A 15,348-nucleotide genomic window follows, 5' to 3' on the forward strand; every position below is an offset into this window, starting at 1 on the left:
AGGGGTCAGCCATGTCCTCGACGACAACGACGTCATTACCGGTGGTCGTGATCGGTGCCGGACCGGTGGGCCTGGCAGCCGCCGCGCACCTCGTGGAGCGGGGCCTGGACCCGCTCGTGCTCGAGGCCGGTGACTCGGTCGGCGCGGCGGTGCGGCAGTGGGCCCACGTCCGCCTGTTCTCGCCCTGGCAGTTCAACGTCGACGGCGCCGCGCGCCGCCTCCTGGAGGCGGAGGGCTGGCAGGAGCCGGGGCCCAAGCGCCTGCCGACCGGCGGTGAGCTCGTCAGCGACTACCTCGAGCCGCTGGCCGCCACGGCCGCGCTTCGCGGGCGGATCGTCACCGGCGTGCGCGTGGTGGCGGTGAGCCGTGACGGCCTGGACAAGACCCACGGCCGCGGCCGCGCCGAGCGCCCGTTCCTCGTGCGAGCCTCGGTCGACGGCGAGGTCGTGGACTATCGCGCCAGGGCCGTGATCGACGCGTCGGGAACCTGGACGCAGCGCAACCCGCTGGGCACGGCCGGGCTGCCCGCCCCCGGCGAGGCCGACGCCGCACCCTTCCTCCTCGGCCCCCTGCCCGACGTGCTCGGGCGTGACCGGGAGCGGGCGGCGGACCGGCACGTCGTGGTCGTGGGCGCGGGGCACTCGGCGGCGAACACGCTGCTGTCCCTGGCCCGGCTGCGTCGTTCCGCGCCGGGCACCCGGGTGACCTGGCTGGTGCGCGGCCCCTCGGTCGAGCGGGCCTACGGCGGGGGTGACGCCGACGGCCTGCCGGCGCGTGGCATGCTCGGCTCCCAGCTGCGGCGGGCGGTGGAGGCGGGCGAGGTCGATCTCGTGCTCTCCACCACGATCACCGCCCTGCGACCGGTCGAGGACCGGCTGGAGCTGACGGTCGCCACCCCCCAGGGCTCGCGCCTCCTGGTGGCGGACGGGGTCGCGGGTGCGACGGGCTTCCGGCCGGACCTGGGGATGCTGCGCGAGCTGCGCCTGGGCCTCGACCCGGCGGTGGAGGCGCCCAGCCGACTCGCTCCGCTCATCGACCCCGAGCTCCACTCCTGCGGGACGGTTCCCGCCCACGGGGCCGACGTCCTGGCCCACCCGGAATCCGACTTCTACATCGCCGGCATGAAGTCCTACGGCCGCGCCCCGACGTTCCTGCTGGCCACCGGCTACGAGCAGGTCCGCTCGATCGTCGCCCAGCTGGCCGGTGACACGGCCGCGGCGAGCGCGCTCGAGCTCGAGCTGCCCGAGACCGGGGTGTGCTCCACCGCCGCCCCGGTCGTGGAGGCCGACGGCAGCGTGAGCATCGCCCCGGAGGCGGCCGGTGACTGCTGTGGGGCTCCGGCGGAGCCCGCGCTCCTCGGCTTCCCGACCGGCTTCGCCCACGGCCGCACCGCCCGCTGACACACGACACCACGACACCACACCAGCGAGCCCTGCCCTCCCTCACGACGGCGGGGCTCGCCCGCGCCACGGAAGGACACCAGACGGTGGCACCCTCACCCGACGCCAGACACGAGACCCTCGGCGCTCAGCCAGCGGCTCCCTCCTGCTCCACGGTCGGGGGTGCGCCGTGCTGCTAGCCGTCGGGATCTTCCTCGCCACCCTCGTCCTGGTGATCTGGCAGCCCAGAGGCCTGGGCATCGGGTGGAGCGCCCTGGGTGGCGCCGTCGCCGCGCTCGTCGCCGGGGTGGTCCAGCCCGGTGACATCCCGGTGGTGTGGGACATCGTCTGGAACGCGACGCTGACCTTCGTCGCGGTCATCATCATCTGCTCGATCCTGGACGAGGCGGGCTTCTTCGAGTGGGCCGCCCTGCACGTGTCCAGGTGGGCGCGCGGCAACGGCAGCGCCCTGTTCACCCTCATCGTCGTCCTCGGTGCCGCGGTCGCAGCCGTGTTCGCCAACGACGGCGCGGCCCTCGTGATGACCCCGATCGTCTTCCAGATGATCCTGGCGCTGCGGTTCACCCCCGCGGTGGCCTTCGGGCTGGTCATCGCCACCGGCTTCATCGCCGACACCACGAGCCTGCCCTTCGTCGTGTCCAACCTCGTCAACATCGTCATCGCCGACTTCTTCGGCATCGGTTTCGCCCGCTACGCCCTCGTCATGGTGCCGGTGACCCTGGTGTCGCTGGCCGCGAGCCTGGTAGTGCTGCGCCTGTTCTTCCGCAGGTCCATCCCCGGCCGCTACGACGTGAGCGCGCTGCGTCGCCCGGCCGAGGCGGTGACCGACCCGACGACGTTCCGCGCGGGTGTCGCCGTCCTGGGGGCGCTGCTGGTCGGTTACTTTGCCGCCGACGCGATCGGGATTCCCGTGGCCGCGGTCGCCTCCCTGTGCGCGGCCGTCCTGGCACTCGTCGCCGCCCGCCGTCCGCGCACGTTCTTCCGGCGCGCCGAGGTCCGTCCCGTCGCGACCGGCGACGACCTGGTGGGGGTGAGCGGTGGCGGCCGGCCGGTGGCCGGGTCCGCCCCGTCTCCGGGCACCGGGGCCGCCCGGACCGGAACCCTCACCACCGCCGAACCGACGATCGCGGTGTGGTCGGTGATCAGGTCCGCGCCGTGGCAGGTCGTGCTGTTCAGCCTGGGGATGTACCTGGTGGTCTACGGCCTGCGCAACGAGGGCCTCACCGACTCCCTCGGCCAGCTCCTCGCGGGGATCGCGGAGCACGGGAACCTGGCCACCGTGACCGGGACCGGGTTCCTCGTGGCCGGCATGTCCTCGGTGATGAACAACATGCCCACCACCCTCATCGCCGCCCTGGGCATCGAGGCCGCGGGGACCAGCGGGCTGACCGAGCAGATGATGGCCTACGCCGCCGTCATCGGCGCGGACCTCGGCCCCAAGATCACCCCCATCGGCTCCCTGGCCACCCTGCTGTGGCTCTCGGTGCTGGACCGCAAGGGCATGCACATCGGCTGGGGCACCTACTTCAAGGTCGGCATCGTCCTGACCATCCCCGTCCTGGCGGTCACCCTGCTCGCGCTCGCGGGCTGGCTCACCCTCCTCGGGCCGTGAGCCGCACTGGACAGGACGGCACTCGATCAGTCATCATTGAGTCAATGGCCACTGACCGGATCGACCTGGAGAGGCGGGCACGGCTGCACGCCGCGCTGGCCGACCCTGCCCGGTTGCGGATCGTGGACGTGCTGAGCCTGGGGGACGCCTCCCCCTCCGAGCTCGCGGAGATCCTCACCGCGCCCTCGAACCTCCTCGCCCACCACCTTGGCGTCCTCGAGCGCGAGGGCATCATCAGCCGCAAGAGGTCCGAGGCCGACCGACGCCGCAACTACGTCCGGCTCGTCCCCGGCGCCCTGGACCACCTCACCCCGCGCGACGAGCGCGCGGTGGCCCGCGTCGTGTTCGTCTGCACCCGCAACTCCGCCCGCTCCCACCTCGCCGCGGCCCTGTGGCGCCGCGCGAGTGCGGTGCCTGCCACCTCGGCCGGGACCCACCCCGCCGAGGCGATCCACCCGGTCGCCCTCGAGGTGGCCCGCCGCCACCGCCTGGACCTGCCCCGGGTCGCCCCCCAGCACGTCGACGGGGTGCTGGGCGCGGGCGACCTCGTCATCAGCGTCTGCGACCGTGCCCACGAGGAGCTCACCACGCCCATCGACATCCACTGGTCGGTGCCCGACCCCGTCCCCGCCGGCAACGCCGAGGCCTTCGACGCGGCACTGGACGACCTGACCCGCCGCGTCGCGGCCCTCGCCCCCCGCCTCACCCACGCCCCCTGAAGGAGACCCCCGTGTCCGACCGTCCCAGTGTCATGTTCGTCTGCGTCCACAACGCCGGCCGTTCCCAGATGGCCGCCGGCTTCCTCACCGCCCTGTCCGACGGCCAGGTCGAGGTGCGCTCCTCCGGCTCCGCGCCCGCGGGGACGATCAACCCGGTCGCCGTCGAGGCGATGGCCGAGGTCGGCATCGACATCTCCGACCAGCGGCCCAAGATCCTCACCCCCGAGGCCGTCCAGGCCTCCGACGTCGTCATCACCATGGGCTGCGGGGACGCGTGCCCCTTCTTCCCCGGCGTGCGCTACGAGGACTGGTCGCTCACCGACCCCGCCGGCAAGGGCATCGAGACCGTCCGCCAGGTCCGCGACGACATCCGCGGCCGAGTCGAGGCACTGCTGGCCGACCTGCTCCCCGCGAGGGCGGGATCCCGATGATCGAGCTGACCCCCCTCACCACGGCCAGCAAGCCCAGCGACCCGGGCCGGGTGCACGAGGTTGTCATCGTCGGTTCCGGCCCTGCCGGGTACACGGCCGCGATCTACGCCGCGCGCGCGAACCTCGCCCCGGTCGTCATCGCCGGCGCGGTCACCGCCGGCGGCGCGCTGATGAACACCACCGAGGTGGAGAACTTCCCCGGCTTCCCCCAGGGCGTCATGGGCCCCGAGCTCATGGACAAGATGCAGACCCAGGCCGAGAAGTTCGGCGCCACCGTCATCTACGACGACGCCACCTCCGTCGACCTCACCGGCGAGGTCAAGACCGTGACAACGGCCGAGGGCGAGACCTACCGGGCCCGGGCCGTCATCCTCGCCAACGGCTCGGCGTACAAGGAGCTCGGCCTGGAAGGGGAGAAGACCCTCGGCGGACGCGGGGTGTCCTACTGCGCCACCTGCGACGGCTTCTTCTTCCGCGACCAGCACATCGTCGTCGCCGGCGGCGGGGACTCCGCCATGGAGGAAGCCACCTTCCTCACCAAGTTCGCCTCACGGGTGACGGTCGTCCACCGCCGCGACGAGCTGCGCGCCTCCAAGATCATGGCCGACCGCGCCATGGCCAACCCCAAGATCGACTTCGCGTGGAACAGCGAGATCACCGCCATCCACGGCACCGACAAGGTCACCGGCCTCACCCTGCGCGACACCCTCACCGGCGCCGAGCGCGAGATGGACGCCACCGGCCTGTTCGTCGCCATCGGCCACGTCCCGCGCACCGACATCCTCACCGGCCAGGTCGACCTCGACGACAACGGCTACATCATCGTCACCCACCCCTCCACCGCCACCAACATCCCCGGCGTCTTCGCCTGCGGCGACGCCGTGGACCACACCTACCGCCAAGCCATCACCGCCGCCGGCACCGGCTGCGCCGCCGCCCTGGACGCCGAACGCTACCTCGCCGCCCTCGGCGAAGCCGCCGAACCCGCCACCGACGCCTCCCAAACCCCCCAGGGCGCCGTCTCCCTGTGAACGGGCCGGCGCGGGGAACGCGGTGACGTGCTCGGTGGAGCGCTCAGGCGGACCGGCTCAGGGCCCCGGCGAACCAGTCGACGGTCCTGCGCAGGCCCTCCTCCCACGAGACCCGCGGCTGCCAGCCCAGCTCGGTGCGGGCGAGCGTCGTGTCCGGGCGCCGCACCTCGGGGTCGTCGACCGGCCGCTCGACGAACTCGATGCGCGAGCGCCCGCCCGTGGCGGCGACGACCGCCTCGGCGATCTCAAGGACCGTCCGCTCCTGCGGGTTGCCGATGTTGACCGGTCCGGGGTGACCGCTGCGCGCCAGGGCGAGGATCCCGGCGACGAGGTCGTCGACGTAGCAGACCGAACGGGTCTGGCTGCCGTCGCCCGCCACGGTGAGCGGCTCGCCGGCGAGACCCTGGCGGATGAAGGTGGGGATCGCCCGCCCGTCGTAGGGGCGCATCCGCGGGCCGTAGGTGTTGAAGATCCGCACGATCCCGGTGTCCACGTCGTGCGCGCCGCGGTAGGCGGTGACGATGGCCTCGGCGTACCGCTTGGCCTCGTCATACACCCCGCGCGGCCCGATCGGGTTGACGTGCCCCCAGTAGCTCTCCGGCTGCGGGTGGACCTGCGGGTCCCCGTACACCTCGGAGGTCGAGGCCAGGACGAAGCGTGCGCCCTTGTCCCGGGCCAGGCGCAGCGCCCGCTCGGTCCCTACCGAGCCGACGCGCAGCGTCTCGATCGGCAGCTCGAGGTAGTCCACCGGTGAGGCCGGGGAGGCGAAGTGGAGGACGAGGTCGACGTCGCCCCTCACGTGCATGTTCTCGGTGACGTCGCAGTGGACGAGCTCGAAGCCGGGCCGCCGCGCGAGGTGCGCGACGTTCCCGGCCGCGCCGGTGAGGAAGTTGTCCAGCGCCACGACCTGCCAGCCGTCCTCGAGCAGGGCCTCGCACAGGTGGCTGCCGAGGAACCCGGCCCCGCCCGTGACGACCGCACGGCCGCCTCGCTGCACTGCTCTCATCGCTGTCCTCCGTCTCGGTGAGCTCGTCGAGCCGGCACGGGCGCGCGTCGCAGCAGCTCCGCCTGCGCGGCCACCCGGTGGGAGACCGTGCGACGACGGCGCAGGGCCCCCGGCAGGTCGGCGAGCGCGTCCCTGGCCCCGGCGCGCTGGACGGGGCCCGCGGCCACCGTCCGCCGGACCCGGGCGAGCGCGTCACGCGCGGGCAGACGCATGGTGCCGGTGAGGACGGCGGAACGGGCGAGGGCACGGCGGCGGGCGTCGGCGGACCCGCGCACCGGGGAGGGGTGGTGGTGCGCGACGACGTCGTCGAGGTAGCTCAGCTGCCAGCCGCGGTCGGCGAGGTCGAGCGCCAGGCGCTCCTCCTCCCCGGGGAAGCGCACGACGTCGTCGAAGCCGCCGGCCTCGAGGAAGGCGTCCACCCGCACGACCGCACCGCAGGCGATGAAGCCGAGGAGCGGGGCGCCCGGCACGTCCGGGGCACCGGGCAGCGGTGAGCCGGCCATGTCGGCGCACGTCGGGTCGAGCCGCTCCTCGGGGCCGACGAGGATCCGTGCCTGGACCAGCCCGAGCCGCGGGTGCGTGGCGAAGTGGTCGGCGGCGGCCGCGAGCGCCCCGGGCGCCCACCACGAGTCGTCGTCGGCGAACGCGACGAACGGGGTCCGCGCCCGCCTCACGCCGATCGTGCGTCCGTAGGCACCGGCGTTCCGGGCCAGCCGCACGACCTCGACGTCGGGGAAGCTGGCGCTCACGGCGTCGGCGCTGCCGTCCGTGGAGGCGTTGTCGACGTAGACGACGGGGGCCCGGTGGCGGGCGATCGAGCGCAGCAGCTCCTCGCGGCGGTTGTGGCTCACGACGACGACGCTCACGCGCTCGTCCTCGGACTCGCGCCCGGTGGTGGGATCCGTCACGCCGTCTCCTCTCGACGCCCCTCAGCATGGGGCGGCCGGGCGGGAGACGCACGCCGAGCGGCTCAGCCCTCCTGGGGTCCGCGGCGGAGGAGCGCCAGCGGCAGGGTGAGGAGCGAGACGGCCCCGGCGACGAGCAGCGCCGTGGTGAACGAGCTCCCCGCTGCCACCACCCCGACGGCGACGGCGCCCAGCCCGGTGCCGGCGTCGAAGCCGATGTTCCAGACCGCGCTGGCCGAGCCGTAGTGCGGCCGGCTCACCGTGCGGAAGGCGAGGACGAGCGTGAGGTTCTGCAGGCCGCCGTAGCTGACACCGACGAGGCCGGCGCCGAGCAGGAGCGGGAGCACGGCGGTGGCCTGCGGGTCGCGCACGGCCCAGGCGACCACGGCCATCCCGGCGGCGGTGAGGAGGACGAGGGGCCACAGGAAGGGCCGCGGCCCGAAGCGGTCGGCCAGGGCGCCCACCCGCCAGCGGGCGACCGCGGCCGCCACGGTGAGGAGGAGCAGCGCCACGGTGCTGAGGGCGGCGCTGCTGCTCATCGGCGCCATGAACGTGATGAGCGCGCCGCCGGCGAGCGTCACGGCGAGCAGGAGGCCCATGGGGTGCAGCAGCCGCCCGTAAGGGGCACGCTCCCGCGCCTCTGGGACGTGGTCGAGCCGCCGCGCGAGGAGGACGGCGGGCACGACGCCGAGCGCGGGCAGCAGCCCAAGGGAGAAGACCACCCGGTAGCCGAGCTGCTCGACGATCCACGGCCCGGCGGACAGGAGGAGGACCTGCGGGCCGGCGATCGCCAGCCCGTAGGCACCGATGGCCGCCCCCCGCCGCCGCGGCTCCACGAGCTCGGCGACGAGCGCGCTGCCCGTCACGGTGACGACCCCGAAGCCGAGCCCCCGGACCGCGGAGAGGACGAGGACGGGCAGGAGTCCGTCGCTCAGGGCCAGGGCCGCCGAGGGCAGCCCGAGCAGGAGCATGCCCGCCGCGAGCACCGGCGCCCAGCCGATCCGCCGCAGCGCCGTGGGCACGACGAGCTGGGTGAGCACCGTGACCAGCATGAGGACGCCGTTGACCAGCCCGGCGCCGACGGAGCCGGCGCCGCCGTGCACGGCCCACAGCGGGGCGACGGGCAGCAGGGCGGCGTAGCCGGAGAACGCGAGGACGGTCATCGCGACGAGCAGCGGCACGCCCGGTGCACGCCAGACCGAGCCGCTCACGGGCTCCCGCGGCGAACGTGACGGGGGCGGCGCGGCCGGGAGGGTGGACATGCTCGCAGGCTAACCGGACCGTCGTGCCCCGCCGGTCCCCGCGCGCCCCGGCCGCGGGGCACCTCCGGTGGCAGGCGGCACCCGCCGCTGGTAGGCAGGACGTCCACCCGTCACCGACCTCCAGGAGGTACGAGATGAGCCAGGTCCAAGAGTCGATCGACGTCGAAGTCCCGGTCAGCACCGCCTACAACCAGTGGACCCAGTTCGAGTCCTTTCCCCAGTTCATGGAGGGCGTCGAGTCGATCACCCAGGTGAGCGACACGCTCAACCGCTGGGTGACGACAGTCGGCGGCCAGCGGCGTGAGTTCAACACCGAGATCACCGAGCAGCACCCCGACGAGCGCATCGCGTGGCGCAGCGTCGGTGGGGACGTCCACCAGGCCGGCGTCGTCACCTTCCACCGGCTCAGCGACACGACCACCCGGGTGATGATCCAGATCGACTGGGAGCCCTCGGACGCCAAGGAGAAGGTCGGCTCCGCCCTCGGCTTCGACACCCGTCAGGTCAAGGCGGACGCCGCCCGCTTCAAGGAGTTCATCGAGAAGCGTGGCGTCGAGAGCGGCGCCTGGCGCGGCGACGTCGAGAACCCCAGCTAGCCACGTCTCCGACGCACCGACAGCCGGACCTCTCCTGGAGGAATCCGGCTGTCGGTGCGTCGGAGAGGGGTCTACAGCGCGGCGACGGCGTCCACGAGGGCCTCGTCGACGTGGGCGAGCTCGTCACGGTCGTAGGTGGACGTCGAGACCATGACCTCGTCGGCCCCGGTGCGCTCGGCGAGCGCCGCCAGCGACACCCCGACGGCGGTCGGTGTGCCGTACAGGGCCGCGGACAGGAAGCCCGCGATGGTCGCCCGCTGTTTGTCCGTGGGCTGGCGCCGTCGCACCGCCTCGACGGGCTCGAGCGGCGGGAAGGCCCCGGTGGTGCGCGACTCGGCCATCGCCCACGCCTCGGGGAGCAGGAGGTCGCGCGCGTGCGTGGTCGTCCGCGCGACCATGACCTCGAGGCTGACGACGACGTACGGTTCGGGGCAGGCCTCGCTCGGCCGGAACTCGCGCCGGTAGCGGGCGATCGCGCCGTCGTCGTCGGCCAGGGCCGGCCCGCCGACGACGACGGGCAGCCCGGCCCTGGCCGCGACCTCCAGGCCGCTGCCGGTGGCGAGGACGAAGACGGGCGGCGGGCAGGCCACGACCGGCATCGCCGTCACGGGTCCACGCCCGGTGAGGTAGTCGCGCACGGCCGCGAGATCGGCGGCGAAGGCCTCCGGCTCGTCCCGCGTCGTGCCGAGCGCCTCGCGGACCGGCGCCGTGAACCCGAGGGAGCGCCCCACGCCCAGGTCGATCCGACCGGGGTGCAGCGCCTCGAGCATGGCGAACTGCTCGGCGACGACGAGCGGCCGGTGGTTGGGGAGCATGACACCTCCCGAGCCCACCCGGACGCGGCTCGTGGCCGCGGCGACCGCCGCCGCCAGGACGGCCGGGGCGCCGCTCGCGATGCCGGGCACGGCGTGGTGCTCGGCGACCCAGAACCGGTGGTAGCCCAGCTCCTCGGCCCGGCGCGCCCGCTCGACCGTGGCCCGCAGCGCCACCGCGTGCTCCTCACCGGCGCGGGTGCGGGAACGGTCGAGGAGGGACAGGCGCAGACGACTCACCCATAGAGGCTAAGGCGGCCGGCCCTCACCGTCGCGGGATGCCGCCGCCGCCGAGCGACCGCACAGTAGGGGGATGGCCGATGCCTCCACCGCCCCCGGGTCCCGCGACGTCGTCGTCATCGGCGCCGGGCCGGCGGGCCTGTCCGCCGCCCTCGTCCTGGGCCGAGCCCGCCGCTCGGTCACGGTCGTGGACGCCGGCAGCCCCCGCAACGCCTGCTCCCCCGCCGTCCACGGCTTCCTCACCCGCGACGGCTCCACGCCGGCCGACTTCCTCGCCGCCGCCCGTCAGGAGGTGAGCGGCTACGGGGTGGAGCTCGTCGCGGACGAGGCGAGCGCCGTCGTCGTCGTCGAGGACCCCACGGCGCCCACCCTGCGGGTGGAGCTGGCCGGTGGCCGGCGCCTGCGGGCGCGGCGGGTGGTCGTGGCGAGCGGGATCGTCGACGAGCTGCCCGACGTCGCCGGCCTCGCCGAGCGCTGGGGCCGCGACGTCCTGCACTGCCCGTACTGCCACGGCTACGAGGTGCGTGACCGCCCGCTCGTCGTCCTCGCGGACAGCATCGAGGGCACCGTCCACCAGGCGCTGCTGCTGCGGCAGTGGACCGAGGACGTCACCGTCGTCGTCCACGACGCCGGCCCGGTCGACGAGGACGACGCCACGCTCCTGGCCGCCCGCGGGGTGCGGGTGGTGCCCGGGCAGGCACGCGAGGTGGTCGACGGTGAGGACGGACCCGTCGCCGTCGTCCTCGCCGACGGCCCCCGGGTCGAGGGCGGGGCCGTCTTCGTCGCCCCGCGCTTCCGGCTCAACAGCGCCGTCCTGGACGGCCTGGGCGCGCGCACCGTCACCGGCGACATGGGCACCGCCCTGGAGACCGACGACGAGGGCCGCACGTCCGTGCCGGGGGTGTGGGCGGCGGGGAACGTCGTCGACCTGTCGTGCCAGGTGCTCGGCGCCGCCGAGCTCGGCGCGCGCGCCGCGATCGGCATCAACGGCGAGCTGGCGCTCGTCGACGCGCACGCGGCCCGCGAGGCGGCTCAGCGCCGCCAGTAGGCGCAGCAGTCCACCTGGGACCTCGGCAGCCCGGCGACGGGCGACTGGGATGCGGCACCGGTGGCGGAAAGGCGCCGGATACGGTGGAATGACGGGCACTTCCGTGGAGGGAGTGCCATGCCGCGCTACGTCATCGGGGCCGACGTCGCACTGGAGCTCGGCCTGCGAGGGGTCCGCCCGGGCAAGGGCGCGCAGCTGGTGGCGCCCACGCTCCTGCGCTCGGAGCTGCTCTCGCTCCTGTACCGCTGCACGCGCGCCGGGGAGGTGAGCCGGGAGCAGGCGCAGGCGTGCTTCGACCACGTCCGCAGCCTCCGGATCCGGGTGCTCGGCGACCGGGTGCTGCTGCGGGCGGCATGGGAGGTCGCCGAGCGGATGGCGTGGGAGGACACGGGGACGGCGGAGTACGTCGCGCTCACCCGGCTGCAGGCCGACGCCTTCGTCACGCTCGATGAGCACGTGGCGCGGGAGGCCGCACGGGAGGTGCGGGTCGCCCCGTTCGAGGAGCTCCTGGGGCCCTGAGCCTCAGAGGTGCTCCTCGGGGTCCTCGGCGATGAGGACCCGGAGTCGGGCCTGGTCGATCTCGTGCTGCGCGAGGACCTTGTCGCGCCACGAGCCGGGGCGGTGCGCGGGTGCCTGCTGGTTCACCGTTGCGCTCACGCCGCCGCCTCCGTCCGGTCCGCCGGCGGTCTGCTGCCGGCTGTTGTCCAGACCATCGGCCGGACCGGACGGGATGTGAGGGACCGGGCGCTACACGTCCCGGGAGCGCGTGGCGGCGGCCAGCGCGTCCTCGACGACCGCGGCAGGCGCGGGCTCGGCGGTCCAGTCCGGGTAGGTGGTGCCGGGTGTCACGTAGACCATCCCGTAGGCGGGGGTGTCGCGCTGGAAGCGCCAGCCCTCGGCGAGCGGGCCCGCGTCGACGACGTCGAACCCGAGGGAGTCGAGGAGGACGGTGACCTGGCCCTTGGCGGCGGTGTCGTCGCCCGCGATCGGGAGCGCCGAGCGGTCGGGGCTGCCGGTGGGGCGCGCCAGCGGGGGGATGTGGGCGAAGTTGATGTTGTTGAAGGCCTTGACGACGTGCGACTCCGGCAGGTGCTCCTGGAGCAGCTCGCTGACGGTCGTCGACTCGTCGTCGAGCTCGGGGATGTGGCCGTCGCGCTCGTGGTAGTAGTTGTTCGTGTCGGTGACGACCTTGCCGCGCAGCGGCTCGACCGGCACCTGCCGGTAGGCGGTGAAGGGGACCGTCACGACGACGATCTCGCCCGCCGCTGCCGCCTCCTGCGCCGTCGCCGCCCGCGCGTTCGGCCCGAGCTCGGCGACGAGGTCGGCGAGGGTCTCCGGCCCGCGGCTGTTGCTCAGCACCACCTCGTGCCCCGCGGCGACCGCGAGTCGCGCGATGGCGCTGCCGATGTGTCCACTGCCGATGAGTCCGATCGTTGTCATGGGCGCTGCAACCGCGGCGCCGGTCGGGGCATTCCCCGCCGGCGCCGGCCGCGCGTGAGGCTGATCTGCGCACACGTCTCCGCAACGGCCCCGTCCACGACAGGTGTCCCGGCGTGTCGCGCGCGTGTCGCGGACATGTGCGCAGGACGGCGTCAGCCGGTGGCCTGCTGCCCGATCCGCTCGGCGCCGCGCGTGACGCTGATCTGCGCACAAGTCTTCGCAACGGCCTCGTCCACGACAGGTGTCCCGGCGTGTCGCGCGCGTGTCGCGGACATGTGCGCAGGACGGCGTCAGCCGGCGGGCTCCTGCCCGATCCGCTCGGAGATCAGCTCGTGGACGACGGCGAGCTGCTCGCGGGTGGAGGGGACCCACACCGTGCGACCGTCGCGCAGCTCCAGCTCGAGGCGGGTGCTCCAGTCGATCCGGCTGGGGATGTCGCCCCTCACGGTCGCGATCTCCTCGTACGGGATGCGCCGGGTGCGCGCGGCGGAGCGCAGCACGAGCTCGGTGTCGCGCAGCTCGACCCGCTTGGGCCGCAGCAGCGTGAGGACGAAGACCGCAAAGAAGACGGTGGCCGGCAGCATCGACAGGAGGCTGCCCGGCCGGTTCCTGGTCCCGATCCACCACACGACGGCGACCGCGGCGATCACCAGCACCGCCAGCATCACTGCCTCCCAGCGCCGCACCTCCTCACGCAGGAGGATGCGCGGCTGCTCCTCGCGCGGGTCGTGCTGCATGCCCGCAGCCTCTCAGGAGGCCCGGTGCCCTGTCCGCCGCACGGGCCGGTCAGCCGTCGAGCGCGTCGAGCCGCTCGAGGGCCGACTCCCACCGGTGACGACGCTCGTCCTCGTCCTGCTCCCACCACGGGGTGCCGCGCTCGCCGAGCCCGTGCTTGGCCAGGCCCACCCGCTCGCGAGCGGGGGCCGGGTCCTGCCCGGCCTTCTTCAGCGCCCGGACGCCCGAGCGTCCCCGGCCGAGGTGGGACAGCAGACGCTCGGCGACCTCCGGCGGCAGCGCCGGGTCCTGCCGCCGCCACCGCCGCCCGGCCACGACGAGCCAACGCTCGTCGTCGGTCGAGGAGTCCTCCTCCGCGTTCCGCGATCCCGTCATGATCGCCTCCTTGCACCACCCGCCGGTCCTCAGCACCCTAGACACCCGCCGACCCGGGCGCGCGGCGGCTTCCGCCGAGCAGGGCGCTCAGCCCAGCCTCGATCGGGTGGGACCTGGCAAGGCCGGGGAAGGCGGCGAAGCTCGCGTCGAGGGTCCGCACCTCGTCGATCCCCCCGTGCCGGCCGAGGAGCTGTCGGGCGACCTCGCCCGCGGGTCCCGGCTTGACGTACCGGGTCCCGGGCCATCTCCAGGCAGCAGCAGCACGCCGCCCGTGCCGGCGCGCGCCGGTGACGGAGCCGACGCGGCGGGCCGTCCCGGGCCGGCCCGGGGCGGCAGTGGCCGCCGGTGCGATGCTCAGCCGCCAGTCGAGCTCCGCGGTGAAGAACTCCAGGTGGCGCGCCTTGAGCGCGTGAACGAGCCGCGACAGCTCCGCGAGCCGAGGGTCCAGGTGGGCGAGCCGGCGGTGGAGCAGGCCGGTCGTCGCCGCGTCGAGCCAGCCGGCGGACAGGTGCCCGCTCGTGACGTCCGCGCCGAGGAGGTTGCTGCGCACGGCTCCGACCGTCGGGGCCACCCGCTCGTCCCACACTCGTCGCACGCGGCCCTGCCGCGAGTCCGGCGGTGGCTGGACGGCACGCCCGTTGACGGCGAGCACGCCGGCCAGGCGCTCGGCGAGGGCGTGCTGCTCGAAGGTCCACGTGATGAGGAAGGCGGTGACCCGGGCGTCGGCATGGGTCGGCGTCACGAGGACGTCACGGACCCGGTCGAGTGCGGCCCGCTCGACCGACCAGAGGTAGGCGACGGCGTCGACGGCGGCCTTCCGGAGCCCCGGCGGCTCGGGTGTACCCGACTCGCGCAGGTCGAGAGGGTCCCGCGTGTACGCCCGCACGTCGAAGGCGCTCATGCGGCCACCGTCCCGCGTGCGTCGACCGCGTCCGACACCAGACGCAGCCCGTCCAGGCCGGGCAGCCGGGAGAGGTGCCGGTCGATGGCCTCGACCTCCTTGCGGCCGTCCGGGCCCGAGAACAGGTGGGTGAGCACGAAGTCGACGTCCTCCTCCCGGGAGATGCCCGACCCGACGGGCTCCCACGCCGTACGGAGGGCCAGCCGCACGAGGCGCTGGGCCTTGACGTTGTCCTCGAGCCTCGCCCTGGCCTGCGTCGTGTAGAACGCGATGTGCTTGCTCTCCTGTGCGGCGATACGGCGCAGGAGCGTCTCGAGCACGGGGTGGGGCGTGAGAGCGGCGAGGCGCTTGTACCCCGCCGCGGTGGACCACTCGTTGAGAGCGCCCCAGGTCATGTGGACCGCGATGAAGTCCTTGCCGACGATGTTCGACAGCACCGACTGCCGCACGGGCGCGAGCCTGTCCCGCCAGCCCACCTTGATCCGCCGCGCCTTCACCTCGTCGAACTCGATGGTGATGCCGTGGAGCGCGAGCACGCGGGACAGCGCCTCCCCGTGCCAGAACTCCTCCCGGTTCCAGATCGTCATGAAGGTGCTCACCTCCCCGTCGCGACGAGAGGGGGTCACGAGCATGTCGCGGAGGTAGCACACCGTGTGGAACTCGACGTCGCACATGTACCGCAGCACCCGGAGGGTCTCGGGCGGGAGCGGGTCGCGCCGGAAGGCGTCCAGGTCGAGGTCCTCCCAGCGCAGGGCTTGTGACTCACGGGCGTAACGGTCGATGTCGAAGGCCATGGCCTCTCCCTCCGGTCGGTCGGGCGGCCTGTGCCACCACG

Annotated in this window: 18 protein-coding genes; 8 read left to right on the forward strand and 10 right to left on the reverse strand. The window is 74.1% G+C overall.

The window, feature by feature from the left end; all coding sequences use genetic code 11:
• Nucleotides 1-11: 11 nt before the first annotated feature.
• The 5 genes from GD632_RS03770 to trxB all read left to right on the forward strand — a co-directional run bounded on the left by GD632_RS03770 (nt 12) and on the right by trxB (nt 5,193).
• On the forward strand, nt 12-1,400 hold the full coding sequence (locus GD632_RS03770; RefSeq protein WP_152188875.1) for an FAD-dependent oxidoreductase: 1,389 nt from the start codon (nt 12-14) through the stop codon (nt 1,398-1,400).
• Between the two features lie 169 nt (nt 1,401-1,569).
• A complete protein-coding gene (locus GD632_RS03775; RefSeq protein WP_152188877.1) occupies nt 1,570-3,012 on the forward strand; it encodes an arsenic transporter in 1,443 nt (480 codons plus the stop codon).
• 44 nt (nt 3,013-3,056) lie between these two features.
• On the forward strand, nt 3,057-3,731 hold the full coding sequence (locus GD632_RS03780) for an arsenate reductase/protein-tyrosine-phosphatase family protein (RefSeq protein ID WP_152188879.1): 675 nt from the start codon (nt 3,057-3,059) through the stop codon (nt 3,729-3,731).
• A 32-nt stretch (nt 3,732-3,763) separates the two neighbouring features.
• Complete coding sequence (locus tag GD632_RS03785; RefSeq protein WP_152189323.1) at nt 3,764-4,162, forward strand: arsenate reductase ArsC; 399 nt, start codon at nt 3,764-3,766, stop codon at nt 4,160-4,162.
• On the forward strand, nt 4,159-5,193 hold the full coding sequence (trxB, locus tag GD632_RS03790; protein WP_152188881.1) for a thioredoxin-disulfide reductase: 1,035 nt from the start codon (nt 4,159-4,161) through the stop codon (nt 5,191-5,193). The genes GD632_RS03785 and trxB overlap by 4 nt, the downstream gene beginning before the upstream one ends.
• A 43-nt stretch (nt 5,194-5,236) precedes the next feature.
• On the opposite strand, the gene GD632_RS03795 is transcribed toward trxB, so the two are convergent.
• The 3 genes from GD632_RS03795 to GD632_RS03805 form a co-directional block, all read right to left on the reverse strand.
• Nucleotides 5,237-6,199: a UDP-glucuronic acid decarboxylase family protein gene (locus GD632_RS03795; protein ID WP_152188883.1), complete on the reverse strand. Its 963-nt coding sequence runs from the start codon at nt 6,197-6,199 to the stop codon at nt 5,237-5,239.
• Nucleotides 6,196-7,107, reverse strand: coding sequence for a glycosyltransferase family 2 protein (locus tag GD632_RS03800; protein WP_152188885.1), 912 nt, complete (start codon nt 7,105-7,107; stop codon nt 6,196-6,198). The genes GD632_RS03795 and GD632_RS03800 overlap by 4 nt, the downstream gene beginning before the upstream one ends.
• A gap of 62 nt (nt 7,108-7,169) precedes the next feature.
• A complete protein-coding gene (locus GD632_RS03805; RefSeq protein ID WP_152188887.1) occupies nt 7,170-8,366 on the reverse strand; it encodes an MFS transporter in 1,197 nt (398 codons plus the stop codon).
• 134 nt (nt 8,367-8,500) lie between these two features.
• On the opposite strand from GD632_RS03805, the gene GD632_RS03810 reads away from it, so the two are divergent.
• The gene (locus GD632_RS03810) at nt 8,501-8,962 is read left to right on the forward strand and encodes an SRPBCC family protein (RefSeq protein ID WP_152188889.1); all 462 of its coding nucleotides are present in this window, start codon (nt 8,501-8,503) and stop codon (nt 8,960-8,962) included.
• Between the two features lie 71 nt (nt 8,963-9,033).
• Here the strand turns inward: GD632_RS03810 and GD632_RS03815 are convergent, their stop codons facing one another.
• A complete protein-coding gene (locus GD632_RS03815; RefSeq protein ID WP_152189325.1) occupies nt 9,034-10,005 on the reverse strand; it encodes an MsnO8 family LLM class oxidoreductase in 972 nt (323 codons plus the stop codon).
• A gap of 82 nt (nt 10,006-10,087) precedes the next feature.
• On the opposite strand from GD632_RS03815, the gene GD632_RS03820 reads away from it, so the two are divergent.
• Both GD632_RS03820 and GD632_RS03825 read left to right on the forward strand, forming a co-directional pair.
• Nucleotides 10,088-11,062, forward strand: coding sequence for an NAD(P)/FAD-dependent oxidoreductase (locus tag GD632_RS03820; RefSeq protein ID WP_152188891.1), 975 nt, complete (start codon nt 10,088-10,090; stop codon nt 11,060-11,062).
• 117 nt (nt 11,063-11,179) lie between these two features.
• On the forward strand, nt 11,180-11,581 hold the full coding sequence (locus tag GD632_RS03825; RefSeq protein WP_152188893.1) for a hypothetical protein: 402 nt from the start codon (nt 11,180-11,182) through the stop codon (nt 11,579-11,581).
• 3 nt (nt 11,582-11,584) lie between these two features.
• On the opposite strand, the gene GD632_RS16355 is transcribed toward GD632_RS03825, so the two are convergent.
• From GD632_RS16355 to GD632_RS03850, 6 genes are all read right to left on the reverse strand, one after another.
• A complete protein-coding gene (locus GD632_RS16355; protein WP_264371875.1) occupies nt 11,585-11,719 on the reverse strand; it encodes a hypothetical protein in 135 nt (44 codons plus the stop codon).
• A 90-nt stretch (nt 11,720-11,809) separates the two neighbouring features.
• Nucleotides 11,810-12,502, reverse strand: a complete 693-nt coding sequence (locus tag GD632_RS03830) for an NADPH-dependent F420 reductase (protein ID WP_152188896.1) — start codon at nt 12,500-12,502, stop codon at nt 11,810-11,812.
• A 290-nt stretch (nt 12,503-12,792) separates the two neighbouring features.
• Nucleotides 12,793-13,239 (reverse strand): PH domain-containing protein, encoded by a 447-nt coding sequence (locus tag GD632_RS03835; RefSeq protein WP_152188898.1) that lies wholly within the window; start codon nt 13,237-13,239, stop codon nt 12,793-12,795.
• Between the two features lie 49 nt (nt 13,240-13,288).
• The gene (locus GD632_RS03840) at nt 13,289-13,612 is read right to left on the reverse strand and encodes a 2-polyprenylphenol hydroxylase (RefSeq protein WP_152188901.1); all 324 of its coding nucleotides are present in this window, start codon (nt 13,610-13,612) and stop codon (nt 13,289-13,291) included.
• Nucleotides 13,613-13,649: 37 nt separating this feature from the next.
• On the reverse strand, nt 13,650-14,513 hold the full coding sequence (locus GD632_RS03845; RefSeq protein WP_152188903.1) for a hypothetical protein: 864 nt from the start codon (nt 14,511-14,513) through the stop codon (nt 13,650-13,652).
• Nucleotides 14,510-15,307, reverse strand: a complete 798-nt coding sequence (locus GD632_RS03850) for a ferritin-like domain-containing protein (RefSeq protein WP_152188905.1) — start codon at nt 15,305-15,307, stop codon at nt 14,510-14,512. The genes GD632_RS03845 and GD632_RS03850 overlap by 4 nt, the downstream gene beginning before the upstream one ends.
• Nucleotides 15,308-15,348 lie beyond the last annotated feature (41 nt).

The sequence above is a fragment of the Georgenia satyanarayanai genome, from assembly GCF_009193135.1.
Taxonomy (GTDB): Bacteria; Actinomycetota; Actinomycetes; order Actinomycetales; family Actinomycetaceae; genus Oceanitalea; species Oceanitalea satyanarayanai.